The 16,448-nt window shown below is 50.0% G+C and carries 14 protein-coding genes; 2 read left to right on the top strand and 12 right to left on the bottom strand.

Translation table 11 applies throughout. The annotated features are described in order from the left end of the window. Window positions 1–156: 156 nt before the first annotated feature. Both AAIH57_RS10555 and AAIH57_RS10550 read right to left on the bottom strand, forming a co-directional pair. On the bottom strand, window positions 157–1,023 hold the full coding sequence (locus AAIH57_RS10555; protein ID WP_175398064.1) for an aldo/keto reductase: 867 nt from the start codon (window positions 1,021–1,023) through the stop codon (window positions 157–159). A gap of 32 nt (window positions 1,024–1,055) precedes the next feature. Then, window positions 1,056–1,619 (bottom strand): STM3941 family protein, encoded by a 564-nt coding sequence (locus tag AAIH57_RS10550; protein ID WP_175398063.1) that lies wholly within the window; start codon window positions 1,617–1,619, stop codon window positions 1,056–1,058. Between the two features lie 347 nt (window positions 1,620–1,966). Between AAIH57_RS10550 and AAIH57_RS10545 the strand changes: the two genes are divergently transcribed. Together AAIH57_RS10545 and AAIH57_RS10540 are read left to right on the top strand one after the other, a co-directional pair. Then, window positions 1,967–3,964 carry a S9 family peptidase gene (locus AAIH57_RS10545; protein ID WP_175398062.1) on the top strand — a complete coding sequence of 666 codons (1,998 nt, stop codon included), beginning with the start codon at window positions 1,967–1,969 and terminating at the stop codon, window positions 3,962–3,964. Window positions 3,965–4,258: 294 nt separating this feature from the next. Then, window positions 4,259–5,443, top strand: coding sequence for a MalY/PatB family protein (locus tag AAIH57_RS10540; protein WP_175398061.1), 1,185 nt, complete (start codon window positions 4,259–4,261; stop codon window positions 5,441–5,443). A gap of 79 nt (window positions 5,444–5,522) precedes the next feature. On the opposite strand, the gene AAIH57_RS10535 is transcribed toward AAIH57_RS10540, so the two are convergent. From AAIH57_RS10535 to AAIH57_RS10490, 10 genes are all read right to left on the bottom strand, one after another. Beyond that, window positions 5,523–6,125 carry an ABC transporter ATP-binding protein gene (locus AAIH57_RS10535; protein ID WP_175398060.1) on the bottom strand — a complete coding sequence of 201 codons (603 nt, stop codon included), beginning with the start codon at window positions 6,123–6,125 and terminating at the stop codon, window positions 5,523–5,525. Further along, window positions 6,115–7,068 carry an ABC transporter ATP-binding protein gene (locus AAIH57_RS10530; protein WP_430021592.1) on the bottom strand — a complete coding sequence of 318 codons (954 nt, stop codon included), beginning with the start codon at window positions 7,066–7,068 and terminating at the stop codon, window positions 6,115–6,117. Before AAIH57_RS10530 ends, AAIH57_RS10535 begins: the two co-directional genes overlap by 11 nt. Beyond that, on the bottom strand, window positions 7,055–8,050 hold the full coding sequence (locus tag AAIH57_RS10525) for an ABC transporter permease (RefSeq protein WP_430021591.1): 996 nt from the start codon (window positions 8,048–8,050) through the stop codon (window positions 7,055–7,057). Before AAIH57_RS10525 ends, AAIH57_RS10530 begins: the two co-directional genes overlap by 14 nt. Next, the gene (locus tag AAIH57_RS10520; RefSeq protein WP_430021590.1) at window positions 8,047–9,042 is read right to left on the bottom strand and encodes an ABC transporter permease; all 996 of its coding nucleotides are present in this window, start codon (window positions 9,040–9,042) and stop codon (window positions 8,047–8,049) included. Before AAIH57_RS10520 ends, AAIH57_RS10525 begins: the two co-directional genes overlap by 4 nt. Window positions 9,043–9,084: 42 nt before the next feature. After that, window positions 9,085–10,728, bottom strand: coding sequence for an ABC transporter substrate-binding protein (locus AAIH57_RS10515; RefSeq protein WP_430021589.1), 1,644 nt, complete (start codon window positions 10,726–10,728; stop codon window positions 9,085–9,087). Window positions 10,729–11,019: 291 nt separating this feature from the next. Then, complete coding sequence (nikR, locus tag AAIH57_RS10510) at window positions 11,020–11,502, bottom strand: nickel-responsive transcriptional regulator NikR (protein WP_430021588.1); 483 nt, start codon at window positions 11,500–11,502, stop codon at window positions 11,020–11,022. Window positions 11,503–11,624: 122 nt separating this feature from the next. Beyond that, window positions 11,625–12,530, bottom strand: a complete 906-nt coding sequence (locus AAIH57_RS10505) for a hypothetical protein (protein ID WP_430021587.1) — start codon at window positions 12,528–12,530, stop codon at window positions 11,625–11,627. Between the two features lie 300 nt (window positions 12,531–12,830). Continuing rightward, a complete protein-coding gene (locus AAIH57_RS10500) occupies window positions 12,831–14,855 on the bottom strand; it encodes a hypothetical protein (protein WP_430021586.1) in 2,025 nt (674 codons plus the stop codon). Then, window positions 14,830–15,732: an ABC transporter ATP-binding protein gene (locus AAIH57_RS10495; RefSeq protein ID WP_430021585.1), complete on the bottom strand. Its 903-nt coding sequence runs from the start codon at window positions 15,730–15,732 to the stop codon at window positions 14,830–14,832. Before AAIH57_RS10495 ends, AAIH57_RS10500 begins: the two co-directional genes overlap by 26 nt. Further along, a complete protein-coding gene (locus AAIH57_RS10490) occupies window positions 15,725–16,114 on the bottom strand; it encodes a GntR family transcriptional regulator (RefSeq protein ID WP_175398052.1) in 390 nt (129 codons plus the stop codon). Before AAIH57_RS10490 ends, AAIH57_RS10495 begins: the two co-directional genes overlap by 8 nt. Window positions 16,115–16,448: the final 334 nt, after the last annotated feature.

Below are 16,448 nucleotides of genomic sequence, written 5' to 3'. Positions count from 1 at the left end.
TTCTGGTAATGTAAAGCCCATTCCTTTCTAACTTTATGCAATCATTTCTCATGAATGTCCAAACACTCTGAGCAAAATAAAAAAAGAGCAGATCATGAGATCTGCTCTTTCTTGGCATCAGCTATCTGTGAGTTAGCCTAGTGTAATACACCGAATCTATACGATGTCCAAAGGAACTTTGCCTTCAGGTGCAGGAAATGCACCATTCAACCGTTCCACTTCTTCGTGTGTCAAAACAATGTCCATGGCCGCGGCATTCTCTGCCACATGAGATAACTGTACGGCCTTGGGAATTGCCAACACATCACCATCACGGATGACCCAGGATAATGCAATCTGTGATGTACTGACTCCCCGCTGTCCGGCAATATCACGAATGACCGGATGCTCCAGCAGCTCGGTCCGCAGCCTTCCTCCCTGAGCGAGCGGACAATACGCCATCACAGGGACATGTCGTTCCCGCAACCAGGGCAGCAGATCGTTTTCAATGCCGCGTGATGCCGCATGATACAATACCTGATTCACGGCGCAATGCTGTCCAGCCGGAATATCCCATAATTCCTGCATATCCTCCGTGTCCAGATTGGATACGCCCCAGCGCACAATTTTCCCCGCTTCTCTCAACTGCTCCAAAGCCTGAACTGTCTCCTCAAGCGGCACACGTCCCCGCCAATGCAGCAAATACAGATCCAGCCGATCCGTACCGAGACGTTTAAGACTGTTCTCACAAGCGGTAACCATCTGCTTGCGATCTGCATGATGCGGATAGACCTTGGAAACCAGAAAAACATCATCCCGGCAGTCCGCTATCGCTTCTCCGGTAACTTCCTCCGCTCCGCCTTCAGCATACATCTCTGCGGTATCAATCACCGTCATTCCGCGTTCAATGCCGTTACGCAATGCTTTTACTTCTTCTGCTCGGACGGAACGGTTTATTCCCATGTACCAGGTACCCTGCCCAATGGCAGGCAGTGCAGTACCATCAGGCAGCAGAACGGTGCGCTTCTTCTGTCCATGTGTCATTTGCATACCTCCTATTTGAGACTAGTTCGATTTTAAGACTTGCCCAGCGGGTTACGCGTACGCGCTTCCTCACTCGCCCGCTTCCATCTTCCAACCATCATGATATATAGCTGTTCCAGCGGTAAAGACAGACTGCTCTGAGCAATGCTCACCGTAGCATCCACCATCTGTGTGTTCACGGTCATGAGCTTGCGTTTTACGCCAGTCTGACGATCCAGAAAGGCCTTCTCGTCCCTAAGTTTAACTCCGATCATAGACTGCCCCATCAGCTCATACATGAAAATATTCTCTACATCTTTCCAGGGGATGAATCCTCCTGATGTATACGATGAGGAGTCCACGAATCCTTGGTCATCGACGACAAAGGAAGGTTCCTTCTTAATGATCTTCACCAGGCTGTAGCAGAGGCAGAGTCCAAAAAACAGGACAGAAACAAGACCAACCACCGAAGAAATTACAGAATCTCCTGAATCAGAAGAGTCGCTAAACATCAAAAAAAATCCGGCTGCCACAAAAAGTGCCGCCCCCATCGCAAGCCATCCCATTCGTTTTCGGCTAGGATATTCCACATGCTGCTGTTCATAGGATGTCGACAATTTCGTACTCCTCCTTCATTTCAACAGAAATATGTATGATCTATATCTATATATGAATTCTTTCTTTACTAGATAGACAGATAGACAGATAGACAGACAGAAATAACATAACTTATTAACCAAAACACCAACATATCAAACAGCATGATCAGGCCAATATCCAGCTCTTTCATAACAATTCAACCATTAGGATTCGCCGTATATTCAGCAATTCCTTCTACGCTGGCACATGTTGAGTAGAGTAATCGCCAGACGTGTAGAAGCATGTTGTCCTCATTCCCGCTTTCCTTTAGTATTAATGGAAAGGTCAGGAAATTATATCTGCTAAATCAGGGGGAGGACAAACAATGAACAGTCTGCGTGGCATCACATCGGAAGATCTTTTTCAGATGACATGGGTTAATGATCCAACTCCGTCTCCCAATGGCGGACAGCTGGTATATGTAAGCCGGAAAACGAACGAAAAACGAGACGGTTATTCTTCTCACCTGAGACTCTTCCATCTGGAGAGCCGGAAGGACAGAGCTTTCACCTCCGGTGATAAGGATCATTCACCTTGCTGGTCGCCGGATGGGTCACAGCTTGCCTTTTTGCGGGAGCATGACGGAAAAACACAAGTCTGGCTAATCGCCTCGGATGGGGGAGAAGCACAACAGATCAGCCGATTGAAGCACGGGGCCAGTTCACTCACCTGGTCTCCGGACGGCCTGACGTTACTTGTAAAATCTTCGGTCGATATCCTTGAAGAAACTGAAGCAGACTCCGATCAGGACAGCAAACTGCTGCAAGAACTCGTTGTGGACCGTATTCGCATGAAGTCCGATGGCGGAGGATTATGGAATGGCAGACGGACTCACCTCTTCCTTATCCCGATCGATGGTGGTAAAGCCACACCAGTAACCTCAGGTCACTATGATGTCGGAGATTATGCGTGGGCACCTGACGGAGCATCCATTGTCTGGATTGCCCAAATGCCGGAGGAAGGTGAGGAGCATAACGATTATACACTGACCAATCACGTGTACCAGGCCAAAGCAGACGGGTCCGATGTGCAGCAGCTAACCCCGGAAGGATTTACTTTCAGCCGTTTGGCTTATGCACCAGATGGACAATCTCTTGCCCTGCTTGCCAGTGATCGATCCTACGGAAATGCCACACTCGTGAAACTCTACACCCTTCCTATCTCGGGCGGCCAACCTGTGTGCCTGAGCAGTGACTGGGACGTACAGATGAATCACAGCCTTGTTGGGGATATGCGCGCACATCTGACCCCGACAGGTCCGGTATTTAGCCGCGACGGTTCATCCATTCTCTGTCTGGCTACTGCCCAGGGCAGTGTCCGAATTGCACGCTTTGCGCGGGATGGCAGTCACGCTGAGTATATATTACCAGCTGAGAAGGAATTTTATCAGTTCGCTGAACTGGAAAACGGACACATCGTTGCAGGCGCAGCGGATACGCTAAACCCAGGTGACCTCTTTTTATATCCCAAGCTTGATGATCAAGGAACAGATTCCATTCAACTGACTCACAGTAATCCCCAGCTGGAAGGGGAGATCCAGCTCAGTACACCGGAAACCTTCTGGTTTGATACTTCGGATGGAATTCAACTGCAAGGATGGATCATGAAACCGGCGGGCATGGTAGACGGCATCAAGATCCCCACCATTCTTGAAATTCATGGCGGTCCTCACATGATGTATGGTTTTACCTTTATGCATGAATTCCAAATGCTCGCAGCACAGGGCTATGCCGTTGTGTATACCAATCCACGAGGCGGATTGGGTTATGGACAGCAATTTGTGAACGCCTGCCGTGGTGACTATGGCGGTGGTGATTACCGCGACCTTATGGAGACCGTTGATTATGCCTTATCCACCTACGAATTCATTGATGAAACCCGCTTGGGCGTGACCGGGGGCAGCTACGGGGGCTTCATGACCAATTGGATTGTCGGGCACACGAACCGCTTCAAAGCGGCTGTCACCCAGCGTTCCATCTCCAACTGGCTCTCATTTTACGGCGTGAGTGACATCGGTTATTTTTTCACAGAAGATCAGATTGGCGGCAATGCGTGGGACGATACGGAAAAATTATGGAAACACTCCCCTCTTGCTTACGTCGGTAATGTAAATACGCCGCTGTTGATCCTGCATGGTGAACAGGACCTGCGTTGTCCGATTGAGCAGGCTGAGCAGCTGTATGTTGCTCTGAAGCGCCGCAAACAGACAACCCGGCTCGTTCGTTTCCCCGGTGCTAATCATGAACTGTCCAGAGGCGGCCACCCACATCTGAGGGTACGACGTCTTGAGCACATCGCCGGATGGTTCAACGAGCACTTGTAATTCATTGAATGAGACAAGCTGAGCCAGTCTATAACCATTGCAGGAAGTCATCGTAAGATGGCACTGTGATGGTTTTTTCAGTTGTAGGGAATAACCCTTTAACCAAAAGTAGCTTTTACATCGTGACTGGAATCAAATGATAGAAAATGCATGAATTTATGAATAAATTCAGGGAATTCGGACCATACCTTATGGAGTTTAAGTTGAGGCTGGGAGTTGCGAAAACAGCAAATTTATTAGATAATAATCTGTCGATTGTGGTCGAATGAACGGATTAGAAGGGGGAACCTAATAATGAAGAAAAACACATTTGATGAGCCGATTAATCGTCTCTCTACCGGATCAGAGAAATGGGACGCGCTGGAGGAAATTTTCGGTGTGGCCGATGCCCTGCCCATGTGGGTGGCCGATATGGATTTTGCCGCACCACCATCAGTCATTGAGGCGTTACAGACTCGCATGGAACACGGCATCTTCGGTTATACGGTACGTACGGAATCCTATCATAAAGCTTTGAGAGAATGGATGGAGCGGCGTCACAACTGGACCATCAGTGATGATTGGGTTGTATTCACACCTGGGATCGTTCCTGCCCTGAGTATTGCCGTCCAGCGGTTCACAGTACCGGGAGATGCCGTTGTAATCCAGACTCCGGTTTATGCCCCCTTCTATGAAGTTGTACGTGGTCAAGGCAGAGAACTGATGACCAACCCACTGCGTCTCGAAGATGGCCATTACACTATGGATCTGGAACATCTGGAGTCCTGCCTGCAGACAGGCCGGGTCAAAATGTTAATCCTGTGCAGCCCTCACAACCCTGTTGGACGTGTGTGGTCTCGCGAAGAGCTTGAAGGTCTTGCTGCTCTGTGTGTGCAATATAATGTACTGGTGGTCTCGGATGAGATTCATGCCGATCTTGTGCACCAACGTGGCGCGCATACACCGCTGACTCTTGTCTCGGATGCGATCGCGGATCTGAGCATCATCTGCACGGCACCAAGCAAAACATTTAATATTCCCGGCCTGTGCACCTCCAATATCATCATTCCGAACGCCAGCCTGCGGGAATCCTTTATGCAAGGTGTAAAAACGATGGGGCTCGCCAGCATCAGCACGTTGGGTGCTGTTGCAGCAGAGGCAGCCTATAACGGAGCCGAGCAATGGCTGGACGACTGTCTTGCGTACATTCGCGGAAACATGGAATACGTACAGCAGTATGCTGCAGAGCATATGCCGGACGTTGGAATCGAGCTGCCTGAGGCAACCTACCTGCTCTGGATGGACTTCCGCAAGCTGGGTATCCCGCAGGAAGATCTTGTGCGGATGCTGCTGAACGACGCAGGCCTCGCCTTTAATGACGGAACAGTCTTCGGATTGGAAGGCACCGGATTCATGCGCATGAACGTAGCCTGTCCACGGTCAACAGTTGAAGAAGCCATGCGCAGATTATCCGTGCTTTTGAACAAAATAAACAAATAAAATGATTGATGCAAAATACTGAAAATAAGCCATCTCCCCTGGATTTGATCAAGGGAAGATGGCTTATTTCTGATTGCAGCTACAATGTAGGCATGGGAATAATCCGGTCGCACAGCCTGCTCAGCAGATCATGATCATGGCTGATGACAAGCAGCCCCAATTTGCGCTGGCGAGCCGTGTCCATTACAGTATGCCAGATCTGGGCCTGAGTAATGGCATCCAGCATCGTAGTCATCTCATCGGCGATCAGGTAACGCGTCTCCTTGCCCAGTGCGCGTGCTACGCAAAAACGCTGCAGCTCACCACCAGACAGTTCGCCGGGTCTGCGATCCATCCAGCCAGACTGAATACCCAATGCATCCAGCAGCTGTTGGTCCTCCATCCCAGCTTCGCCCAGCACACGCCGCATTCGCCAGCGTGGATTGACTGCTTTCTCGGGATGCTGAAATACGAGCTGGACTGGACAAACTCCCGTTAAAGGGAGCGGCTTCCCGTCCAGCAGCACTTGTCCTGTCACAGGTTCGGCATATCCTGCAAGGATGCGCCCCAAGCTCGTTTTTCCGCATCCACTGGGTCCCCACAATCCCACGACTTGTCCACGCTCCACTTCCATGTTCATCTCGCGAAATATCCAGTTATCTTTGTTGTATCGGTAACCTGCATTCCGTGCTTCAAGTGGCATGAATACACCTCACTTCTCCACCTCGGACCTTGCGTATTTCAGGATGTTTATCTATACATGCATGAGTCGCCGCTTGGCAGCGGGGTGCAAACGGGCATCCCTTCTCCATCCGTTGATCCGCTAGGGGCTGGGAGCCCGGGATGGGCTGAAATCCATTCTGCGGCAAAGCATCCCATAGTGCACGTGTATAAGGATGTCTCAAACCATTTCCATTGTCCGTAAAATCGACAGCCTGCGCTGTCTCTACACAGGAACCGGCATAGAATACGACGATACGGTCTGCTGCGGTCAATGCAGAGGCAATGTCATGGGTAATCCATAAAATGCCTGTTCCCTGATCTGCCAGTTTCCGAAATTGCCTCATCGTTTCAGCCAGCACTTCCGGATGGATACCAGGAGTCGGCTCATCGGCAATAATCAGCTTGGGCTCACCGGAGGTCGCTGTAGCCATCAGCACCCGCCGGGCCATGCCTCCGGACAGCTCATACGGATATTTCCTGGAGGTTCCCTGAGGCAATTGATAGCGGCCCGCCAGCTCCTGTTCTGCTTTTTCCATCTGTGATCTGGATGACAATCGGCGCTGATCTGACTTCCGATTAACAGGATGGACCTGCTTCCCCACCTTCATCAGCGGGTCCAAATAACTAACGGATTGGGGAATGTACACCAGTTCATCCCCGCGCAGACGAAGCTGCCGCTCTCTCGTCAGTGGTTCATCCGCATAACTGATCTGTCCCTCCATCCTGGCATTGGCCGGAAGAATGCCCATGATCGCTTGTGCCAGCACACTTTTACCAGACCCGCTCGCACCGACGACAGCTACAATCTCGCCCTCATTCACGGTCAGATCCAGATCCTGAATGACCTTGCTCTCCTCATGTGCAAACCAGCCACGAGCACGTCTGAACGAAACGGAGACTCCCTTTACTTCAAGAAGAGCCATATGATCCGACCTCCCTTGAACTGCCTGTACCTGTCAATACCTTCAAACTGCTTCCCAGTACATCAAAGGCACGAACAACCAATAACAGCGCGAGCCCCGGGAAAAAGGCAAGCCACCACATGCCTGCTGATAGATATCTCATCGACTCTGACAAAATAATGCCAATCGCTGGCTGCTGCGGCGACAGCCCGAGTCCCAGAAACGTAATGGCAGCCTCATGCAGAATGGCATGAGGAAAGATCAACAATATACCAACAAACAATTGCGGTACAAGGTGAGGCAGCATATGATGTACAGCAATACGAAACCGGGACTGGCCCAGCCTGCGTGAAATATGAATATAGTCTGCGGATTTCAGCTGAATCATCTCCGCACGTACAATCCGGGCCAGATTCGGCCAATGAGTGAAGGCGATGGCAGCCGCCACGCCGGACAACCCTCCACCAAAGACAAAGGCCAGCATTACCAGTGACACCAGATGAGGCACACTCAGAAACAGATCAATCAGCCAGGAAACGATCCTGTCAGCAAGCTTGCCCGAAGTGGCGACTAAACCGAGCAGCAGTGCCACGAGCCCACCACCGCAGGCAGCAAGCAGCCCAACCTGAATGCTGGTCGCCAATCCCTTTAATGTCCGCATGAACATGTCTCGCCCCAGCCAATCCGTGCCGAAGGGATGTGCCCATACCGGGGCCAAATTCCGATCCATTAATGAAGTTAAGGTTGATTCTGCGGGGAGCATGAACCCTGTCAGCCACACGATCGCGATCCAGATCAATGCAAAACTCCCCCTGATCAGTGCCCGTTTTCGCGGATTGTGATACCGTTGCTGGCTCTTGAAGTCATTTCCCCCTAATGACATTCCTGCTTGGAGCTTCGGTGGTTCACCCTTGTACCGCTTCCCCTTATTGCCCAATATCACTTTCTGCAACCGAGGCATTTCACGGACCGGTCTGGAGGACTGCTCTACTTTCGGCTTCATGTTACCAGCTCCTCCTTCATCCGCGGATCAATGATACGATACAGAATGTCTGCAATCATATTGCCTGTAAAAACAAAGACGGTACTGCACAGCACAAGCCCAAGCAGCAGCGGCACATCTCCGCGCAGCCCAGCCTGAACGGTGGCCTGCCCCAGGCCCGGATAGGAAAATACCTGCTCTGCAAGAACGGCTCCGCCGAACAATTCACTGAATGAAGCAAACTGCAGTGTTAGCGCGGGCAGCACGACATGTCTGAATCCATGCCTGCGAAACAGCTGTACCCCTCGCTCGCCTCTTGCTCTGGCAAAGACAATATAGTCCGATTCAAGTACGTCCAACAGCTTCTGACGGGTATGCAGGGCAATGGCTGCCACACCTGTCAGACTCAGGGTCAATGCAGGGAGAATCATGTGAATGGCTCGATCCGTCCATGTGACCTGATCGGCTGCCATCCCTGCGGGTACTCCCAGACCCACCGGAAGCCATCCAAGCCATACACCGAACACCATGAGCAGGAGCAAGGCCATCCAAAATACCGGGGTGGAAGCGAGCGTATAACAATACCAGCAGATCAGACGATCCAGCTTGGAATCCCTTCTCATCCCTGCGGCTGCACCCAAACCAAATCCAATCACACCGGATAGAACCCAAGCCACCGCCATAAGCGCAGCAGAGTTCAGGAATCGTTCCTGAATAATATCAGCAACCGGCTGTCTGTAGATCATCGATGTTCCCAGATCACCCTGAAGCAGTGCCTTGCCCCAGGCCAATAACCGCTGGGTAGGAGGTTCATTCAATCCCCAGCGTTCTTCAATAAGGCTTCGCTGCTCAGCACTCACCCTGATCATGTCTCCGCCAATGTAGGCCTCTACCGGATCCACAGGCGAAAATTGCATCAATATAAAAGCCACTACACTGACTCCTACCAGCAGAGATAAAAGTCGCAACATCTTAACACCAATAAACATGGCCCATCCACGACTGCCTGTCATACCATCTCTCCTTGATTCAGGCTGGATCTGTCCCCTCGATGCCTATTTCGCATTGTCATCCCAGGACCATTCCTCCAGATTGGATGTCACCGGCCAACCGTGACCATGCGGGTGAATTTGTTGTTCACCAATGTTTAGACCCTCCTTGACCAGATACAGGTGATCAATATTGACCAACCATGCCCATGGGGCGTCCCCCTGATAACTGAATCCGGTCGTCCCGTCCCACTCTGCCTTTTGCCAGAATGGAAGGGCTTCTTCTTCACTCGTAGCCTGAAGGGCCTGCTGCATCCAGCGGTCTACCGCCGGGTTGGAATACAGTCCCACATTATAGTACCCCTCTCCTTTATGCGTACTGCTGTACAAATTGTAGGTTTCCAGCGGATCGTGACTGCCCCATCCAAATAGGACGGCATTGGCGTAAGCCTGTTTTTTCGTTTCTTCACGGCTCTTGCCTTCCACATTGATTTTGATTCCAGCTTGAGCAGCCATATCCGCTGCAGCAAGCGCTAACGACTGTCTGGTCAGGTCTCCTGCAAAGTAGAGCAGGTTGAACTCGGCTTCTACACCGTTTTTCTCAACAATCCCATCACCGTCTGCATCGGTCCAGCCTCCATCCGCCAGAATCCGCTTCGCTTCTTGAACATCCCCATCTGCGAATACAGTATCCGGATTGCCCCAAGGCAGATCATCACTGACGGAATAAGCCGGACGGCCATATCCCTCAAGCACCCCCTCGACCAATGCATTGCGGTCAATGGCTACATTCACCGCTTGGCGGATGGCAAGATCGGACGTCACATCATTCCCTGCCGGAAAGCCGTCTGCAGAAGTCCCGCCAGCTGGCTGCATGGGAAACATGATGCCCCGATTATCCACGGTTTTGACCGATTCCAGTGTCATGCCGTTCACCTGCTGCTTGCTGAATGCGGCCGGAATGGCGGCAATATCCACGGATCCGGCTTGTGCCGCTGCGAAGGCTGCATCTTCATCCAGGTAGAGGAATGTCAGTTTGCGGAATGCAGACTTTTGGCCGTAGTATTCCTCGTTGGCCTCCACGATGGCCTGCTGCCCCTTATCCCATTGAATCAGCTTGTATGGACCAGATCCGACAGGGTGTTCGGCATAATCGGAGCCATAGGCGTGTTCAGGGACAATCCCGAGTGTAGTCAAAACACTGATAAACGTGGACTGCGGCGTCTTCAATGTGAATACAACCGTTGTTGGATCAGGAGCCTGTACACCAGCCATATTGGTTAGATCAATCACCGATCCGCTGCTGGCCGCCGTTTCAAACGTAAACTTTACATCCTCTGCCGTGAGTGGCTCACCATCAGAGAACTTCACATCATCCCGCAGCGTTATCGTCCATGTGAGACCGTCTTCACTGACGGAATGGTCTGTTGCCAGGTCGTTGACCAGATGCAGCTTGGCATCCCTTTTCAGCAAAGTACTCTGGAAGAGCGGTGAACCATACTGTCCCCAACCTGTTGTCGGATCGAATCCACCTTCAGGCTCCGTACCAACCGCAAGCACCAGCTCGTCACTTGAATGTGAAGCTGCTGATTGCCCACTCTCCTTGACCGAGGATGCACCTTGTGCACATCCTGCCAGTCCAACCGCACATACAAGCAAAAGACTCAGCCCTGCTTGGCTTGAACGTTTTCTCCATGAAAATTGGCCCATCTACCCTTTTCCCCCTTTGGATATGCAGCAATTCTCCAGACTGGATGCTGTTCAATCCGTAACCGTGTTACTATTTTTAGCAATTGTAGCACAATTACTATTTTTCGTGTTAACTAAGTTGACTTCGAAATCCATTTATTTTCATTTCACAAAATATTACGGTGGATTTATGGTGTTTACTCTGTCACCTCAAACAACCAGGTCAGAAACGTTGACAACACAAACAGACTGTTGGCTCTTAACCAACAGTCTGTTTTAAATGTATGGGGCTACATGATGAAGAGCTGAAACTCATTCATAATGATGGCTGTGATTGTGATCGTGATCTTGGCTGTGACGGGTCGCGAGTTTGTTGAGTTCATCCACATATGTCACGGACAATTCGGCATAGAGTACCCCTTTTTGCACCTGGATCTGTTGATGCAGATGACGCAGGCGCCCCAGGTTGCCCCTTACTGCGATAACCTCCAGACACTGATCGTGGTTCAAATGTACATGCATATTGGAGATAATGTCATGATGTGCCTGATGCTGCAATTCCATCAGCCGAATCGGCAGATCGCTGATATGGTGGTCATAAACCATGACAATGGTACCCGCCACATCCTGCTCCGATTGCAGATGAGAAGGCTCCAGCAGCGTTTTGCGAACCAAATCACGAAAAGCCTCGGATCGGTTTTTATAACCCCGCTCTTCAATATACTCATCAAACTGTTCAATCAGCGGGGTAGGAAATGCCACGCCGAATCGGGTCAAATCTTCTTTGTCTGCCATTCACAGCCTCCTGCACGTCGTTTATATCCGAGTGTATCATAGTCCCGGTTCATCTTCGACTGTACTCATGCAAAAAGTGGAATGGACTCATTATGTTGGTGGGGTACCGAACTGGACTTCATCTATTGTGTTCTCTTTGCGAGCTCCTTTTTTGCTTTCAGGTAGATATCAGCAACCTTTTGCTCCAGTGCATGGATATTCTGCTGTGAGCCCGCCCACTTCTCAGCAGCAGATGAGAGCTGATTCAATGAACTCAATACACGTGAGGGCTGGCCTTGTTTAATGTTCTGTTTGAACAGCTTCAATGCGTTCGCGTATCTTTCTTTGGTTAGGCTTGCCTGCTTTTTGCCTGTTTGAATCTGTTTCTTGAACGGGTCAGCCGCCGCAAGCATACTTCGAAGACGCTTATCCTCGGTACTTTTGCGTTTGCGGGCATCGGCAAGCTGCTGTTTCTTCATGCGAACATCTGCCTTCGCCAGCTGTACAGCCGGTTTTAGTATCTCCGCCTGGGCTCGGAGTGCGGCCGTCCATTCCTTGTTTTTGGCGGCTCTTGCTGCTGCAAGCTGCTTGTTGACTGTGGTATACAACGTAAACATCGGTTCATACCGGGTTTGGGTACGCTTCAACGTATCGGCCAGAGCAGCCAGTTTCGCTTCATCTGCTTTCCGTATTTCCTGACGAAGCCTGGATAACTCAGCCGCATTCGCTGCATGAAGTGTTTTGGTTTTCTGCTCCCAGCTCTGCTCCTGTGTCGTCCAGTTCCCCACTTTCTGGTACGCTTGCTGCAGGGAAGCTTTCGTTTGAGCATCCGCCTTCTTAAGCAGGGCTTCCCACGACTTTTGCGCGGTTACACCAAGATCCGGTCCTGCCGCCTCGGCAGCTGGTGTGAAGGCATGGATTGAGCCCATGCTGACAACCAGCAGCAGCGAGATGCACAGGCGGATGATAAACCACCTTGCAGTTCTCCTCGCAACATGACCGTGACTCGTGCCTTGGTCCATGTTGAATCGATCTTCCACCATGTTCATTGAACCTTCCTCCTCGTTCACTCTAAATGTAATACTACTTCTTCGTTCTCCAGTTGATCCAAGGTGAAGCGGCCGAAACAAACACAAAAAAAGCACCCGCAAAGTCAGACGATTGCCTGATTTTACGGGTGCTTCCCTTATTAACCGTTCCCTATATAATTCGCAGTTTTATCTTGTTTTTAGCGCGAATCTCAACCTTTTCTAATATATTCCAACACTCTCATTTCGTCAAGTCAGCCTCCAGGCTGTACATCATACAACATCATGCAGCGGGAGAACCCTTCCCGCTTACAATGTAATCTACTGATCGGCCAAAATGGCCTTCATGTCTTCGGTCAAATCCTCTTCCTTCAGCATCATGTAGATGTTCTCACCGCGGATGGCATTCAGCTTGATCTGATAAACGGTTGCTTTCTCCGTCCGTTCCCCTGATCGCTGACGTTCAAGCAGGTCGCTGATGATCTTTTTATTTTTAGTCGCAACCTGTTTGCTGCCACTTAAGCTCCCATCAATATATTCCGGCTGAGTAGTTACCCACTGAGGATAGCCCGGACTATTGATTTCCTGCTTCACGAATTGGGCCGAAGCAATTTCATCGGCAGTAATAAGCAGTTGATCGTATAATTTGTTCTCTTTTAACCATCCGATCACCCGGTCATAGCTGGGTTTAATTTCAAAACTCCACATCTCTTTCGGTTGATGCGGATCATTTGAAGCCGATTCCTGGTTCATTTCCGCGTATGCAAACGACTGCCACGGGGAACGCTGCTCCTCATAGGTCTGGTCCAGAATATCCTGCTTCAGCAGCTCCTTGAACTCACGGACCTGGTCAGGACTGCCAATGTATACTTTGCGATACGAACTGATGGTTGAACGGATACCAATACTGAGCAAATCCTCATCCAGTTTATACGTATCATAGGCCACCCTTTTATAATCCGGGGACTGTTTCAAAGCCATCAGTTCCTGTCTGAATTCGGCTTCAGGAATTTGGTATCTGCGCTTCATGACCTTGCCGTTATTCAATTTGTAGTTAATGTAAACATACTCATCATAATTATCATCCGGATAAACGGGGTCTGGCAAAGACAGATCCGAAGTGATTATTTTTTGATGAAGGGCAAGGACAGCTTCCATAAATTCAGGGTCATCCGAGTAAAATGGTTGATCATCCACCTTCTGATTCACACCGTTAACGTAAGTGTAATGATCCCCGCCAAGTTTAATGCTTTTGACATCATTCATCTCTGGCACTCTGGCAGCGTATCCGTTCCAATCGGCAACAGGCACGTACAGAATCAACCCAGACAAGAGACCATATAGAACCAGCTTGGGCAGTAATCTGCCGTTCCAGATCAGCCACGTTTTACGAATGATCATCTCGGCCACAATGTACCCGACAATACCACCGAGAACATACCCGAAGATGGTCCACCCGGTTGATCCTGGCGGTGCAATCATCGTGAAGTAGGCTCCGCCAATCAGTACCAGCGTAAACATCAAACCAAAGCGAAATATTGGTTTTACAAGGGTAAACGTAATGGCCTGGGTAGCGGATTCCACTTTGCGCTTGGCATATAAGACATAAGACAATGGGATGAATACAAGGGCCAAAGCTGCGTAGATTGCGAGTTCCCTACCAATCACCGGATAATTGCTGATTGAAGCCATACGCAGAACAAGGGATATTTTCTCCGCGTAGCTGTTCATATCACCGTATGGATATCCAAACAGATAATGCTGCAGGTGCAGCGTAAAGATAAACCAGAACACGACAGGCAGCAACAGGATTGCATAGACCGTTAGTCCCTGCAGTACGGATTGGCCGATGCACATGCCCACAGCCACCGTCAGCATGAACATAAACAGCGAATAAATGCTCATGCTAAGACCCCACATCCAGATCTCACTGCCGTTAAAGATAAAAGCGAGTCCATCCTGAGCAGCCCATACCCAGCCGGTAATCGCTGTGGTAAGCCAGATTGGAACCAGAATCATCCCGAAGCCGGTTAGCAGATTCACCGTTAACAGATGTTTGCGCTGCAGCGGCAAACCGTGGAACAAATCCGACGGCGCTCCGGATTGCATATAACGGAAAAGAAAAATGCCCATCGCCACCGGGAAGGTGATTGCAAACAAAATGTGGGTTTCCCCGTTCGACTGAAACAAGCTGGTAATCTGCTGCGGGATATCCCTATGCTCCGTCGCAATATGGAGCGGCAGCGAAAACAGCAGCGTGATCAGGTACAGAATGCCGAGCCAGCCATGCTGCCTGAAATTTTGGTACAGGATGCCCCGGTTACAGAATAATCGGTTGAATATCATACCCTGCATCCTCCATTTCATAAATAAATATTTCTTCCAGCGTCAGCGGCAGCACGTCCAGCAAATAAGGATTCAGGGAGCGAAACCGTTCCGTCACGTCCTCACGGTTACCTTTGACAATGTATAATGAGACACTTCCCCGCATCTCTTCATGTAAAATGTTCAATTGGTCGTCCACTGCCTTCGCATCGTCAGGATGGCGGAAAGCAACCTGAATTTTATGTGTATCGGCCTTCAGATCATCGAGATCCTTCTCTACTATAATGCGGCCTTTGTGCATAATGGCGACGTGATCACAAAGGTCTTCGATTTCACGCAGATTATGCGACGAAATAATAATGGTCACCTGGCGCTCGGCGGCTTCCTGGAACAGCAGATTTTTGATCTGCTGCCGCATCACCGGATCAAGGCCGTCAATCGGCTCATCCATGAGCAGCACTTCCGGCATGCAGCTCAGCCCGAGCCACACAGCTGCCTGCCTGCGCATGCCTTTGGACATGCGATGCAGTTTGCGTTTTACGTCCAGTTTGAACACTGCCGCCAGCTGCGCGAACCGTTCCTCATTCCAGCGCGGATATACCGAACGATAAAAGGCAGCCATCTGGGTAATGGAAGATTGCGGGAAAAAGTAGGGCGCATCTGCCATGAAGATAGTGCGGCCCTTGAGGTCCATATTTTCATAAATTTCAGCCCCATCGATGCGAACTGTTCCGCTGTCCTGACGATAGATGCCTGCTATGATCTTGAGCAGCGATGTTTTGCCTGCCCCGTTGGAACCGAGCAAACCGTAGATTGATCCCTTATGTATGTGCATCGTTACGCCATCAACCGCTTTTTCATGTTCAAACGCTTTAATGACCTGATTCAGCTCAATCATTCGGCTCCCCCTTTTCTATACGGGCCATCGCTTCCTGGAACAAAAGCGTCAGATCCGCCTTGGTTAAACCGGAATACGAAGCTTCTGCAATCAGCTTCACCAGTGCCGCTCTAATCTCATCTCTCATGGCTGCATTCGGATGTTCCACAGACGATGATACGAAGCTCCCTTTTCCCTGCAAAGAGTAGATATAACCTTCACGTTCAAGCTCCCGATATGCCTTCTGAATCGTATTCGGGTTGACGGTCAGCTGCGCTGACAGTGTGCGCACGGAAGGAAGCTGCTCATCAGGTTGGAGAACACCGTACACGATCATTTCCTTGATTTTGTCCACTAGCTGTTCGTAGATCGCCTTACGGCTGCGTACATCTAATTCGAACATCCCGCACCTCCTCTCCAAAAAAATATGATGTAATACCCCGTAAGCTAAATAATGACTGACTGTATCTGAAGTGTATGCTTCTAACACTGAGGTGTATTAACTGTACTATTATTATTAATACAGTTAGATTTGATTGTCAACGGTTAACTTTGACTTCCCGTTTGATCCGCGATAACTTTATATATGAAATGACATATAGGGCTCGCGTGGGCAGTTAAACATGGAATTATAGTTGAGGCATCATTCGGTAAAGTGAGCTTGTTGGATTCAGGCAAAATGCTCAGATAAATGAATGCAAAGGTTGTTCCGCACTTTCCCATTCCGTTATGATGGA

It is taken from the genome of Paenibacillus sp. MABNR03 (assembly GCF_050455445.1).
GTDB classification, from domain to species: Bacteria; Bacillota; Bacilli; order Paenibacillales; family Paenibacillaceae; genus Paenibacillus; species Paenibacillus xylanilyticus.
This window is presented reverse-complemented; position numbering and strand designations above follow the sequence as displayed.

What these genes read in the sequence shown, in the direction of transcription:
- AAIH57_RS10505 (WP_430021587.1), bottom strand. Translation starts at nt 12,530, where the DNA reads ATGAACATGGTGGAAGATCGATTCAACATGGACCAAGGCACGAGTCAC.
- AAIH57_RS10520 (WP_430021590.1), bottom strand. Translation starts at nt 9,042, where the DNA reads ATGACAGGCAGTCGTGGATGGGCCATGTTTATTGGTGTTAAGATGTTG.
- AAIH57_RS10495 (WP_430021585.1), bottom strand. Translation starts at nt 15,732, where the DNA reads ATGATTGAGCTGAATCAGGTCATTAAAGCGTTTGAACATGAAAAAGCG.
- AAIH57_RS10500 (WP_430021586.1), bottom strand. Translation starts at nt 14,855, where the DNA reads ATGATATTCAACCGATTATTCTGTAACCGGGGCATCCTGTACCAAAAT.
- AAIH57_RS10535 (WP_175398060.1), bottom strand. Translation starts at nt 6,125, where the DNA reads ATGCCACTTGAAGCACGGAATGCAGGTTACCGATACAACAAAGATAAC.
- AAIH57_RS10490 (WP_175398052.1), bottom strand. Translation starts at nt 16,114, where the DNA reads ATGTTCGAATTAGATGTACGCAGCCGTAAGGCGATCTACGAACAGCTA.
- AAIH57_RS10530 (WP_430021592.1), bottom strand. Translation starts at nt 7,068, where the DNA reads ATGGCTCTTCTTGAAGTAAAGGGAGTCTCCGTTTCGTTCAGACGTGCT.
- AAIH57_RS10540 (WP_175398061.1), top strand. Translation starts at nt 4,259, where the DNA reads ATGAAGAAAAACACATTTGATGAGCCGATTAATCGTCTCTCTACCGGA.
- AAIH57_RS10555 (WP_175398064.1), bottom strand. Translation starts at nt 1,023, where the DNA reads ATGACACATGGACAGAAGAAGCGCACCGTTCTGCTGCCTGATGGTACT.
- AAIH57_RS10545 (WP_175398062.1), top strand. Translation starts at nt 1,967, where the DNA reads ATGAACAGTCTGCGTGGCATCACATCGGAAGATCTTTTTCAGATGACA.
- nikR (WP_430021588.1), bottom strand. Translation starts at nt 11,502, where the DNA reads ATGGCAGACAAAGAAGATTTGACCCGATTCGGCGTGGCATTTCCTACC.
- AAIH57_RS10525 (WP_430021591.1), bottom strand. Translation starts at nt 8,050, where the DNA reads ATGAAGCCGAAAGTAGAGCAGTCCTCCAGACCGGTCCGTGAAATGCCT.
- AAIH57_RS10515 (WP_430021589.1), bottom strand. Translation starts at nt 10,728, where the DNA reads ATGGGCCAATTTTCATGGAGAAAACGTTCAAGCCAAGCAGGGCTGAGT.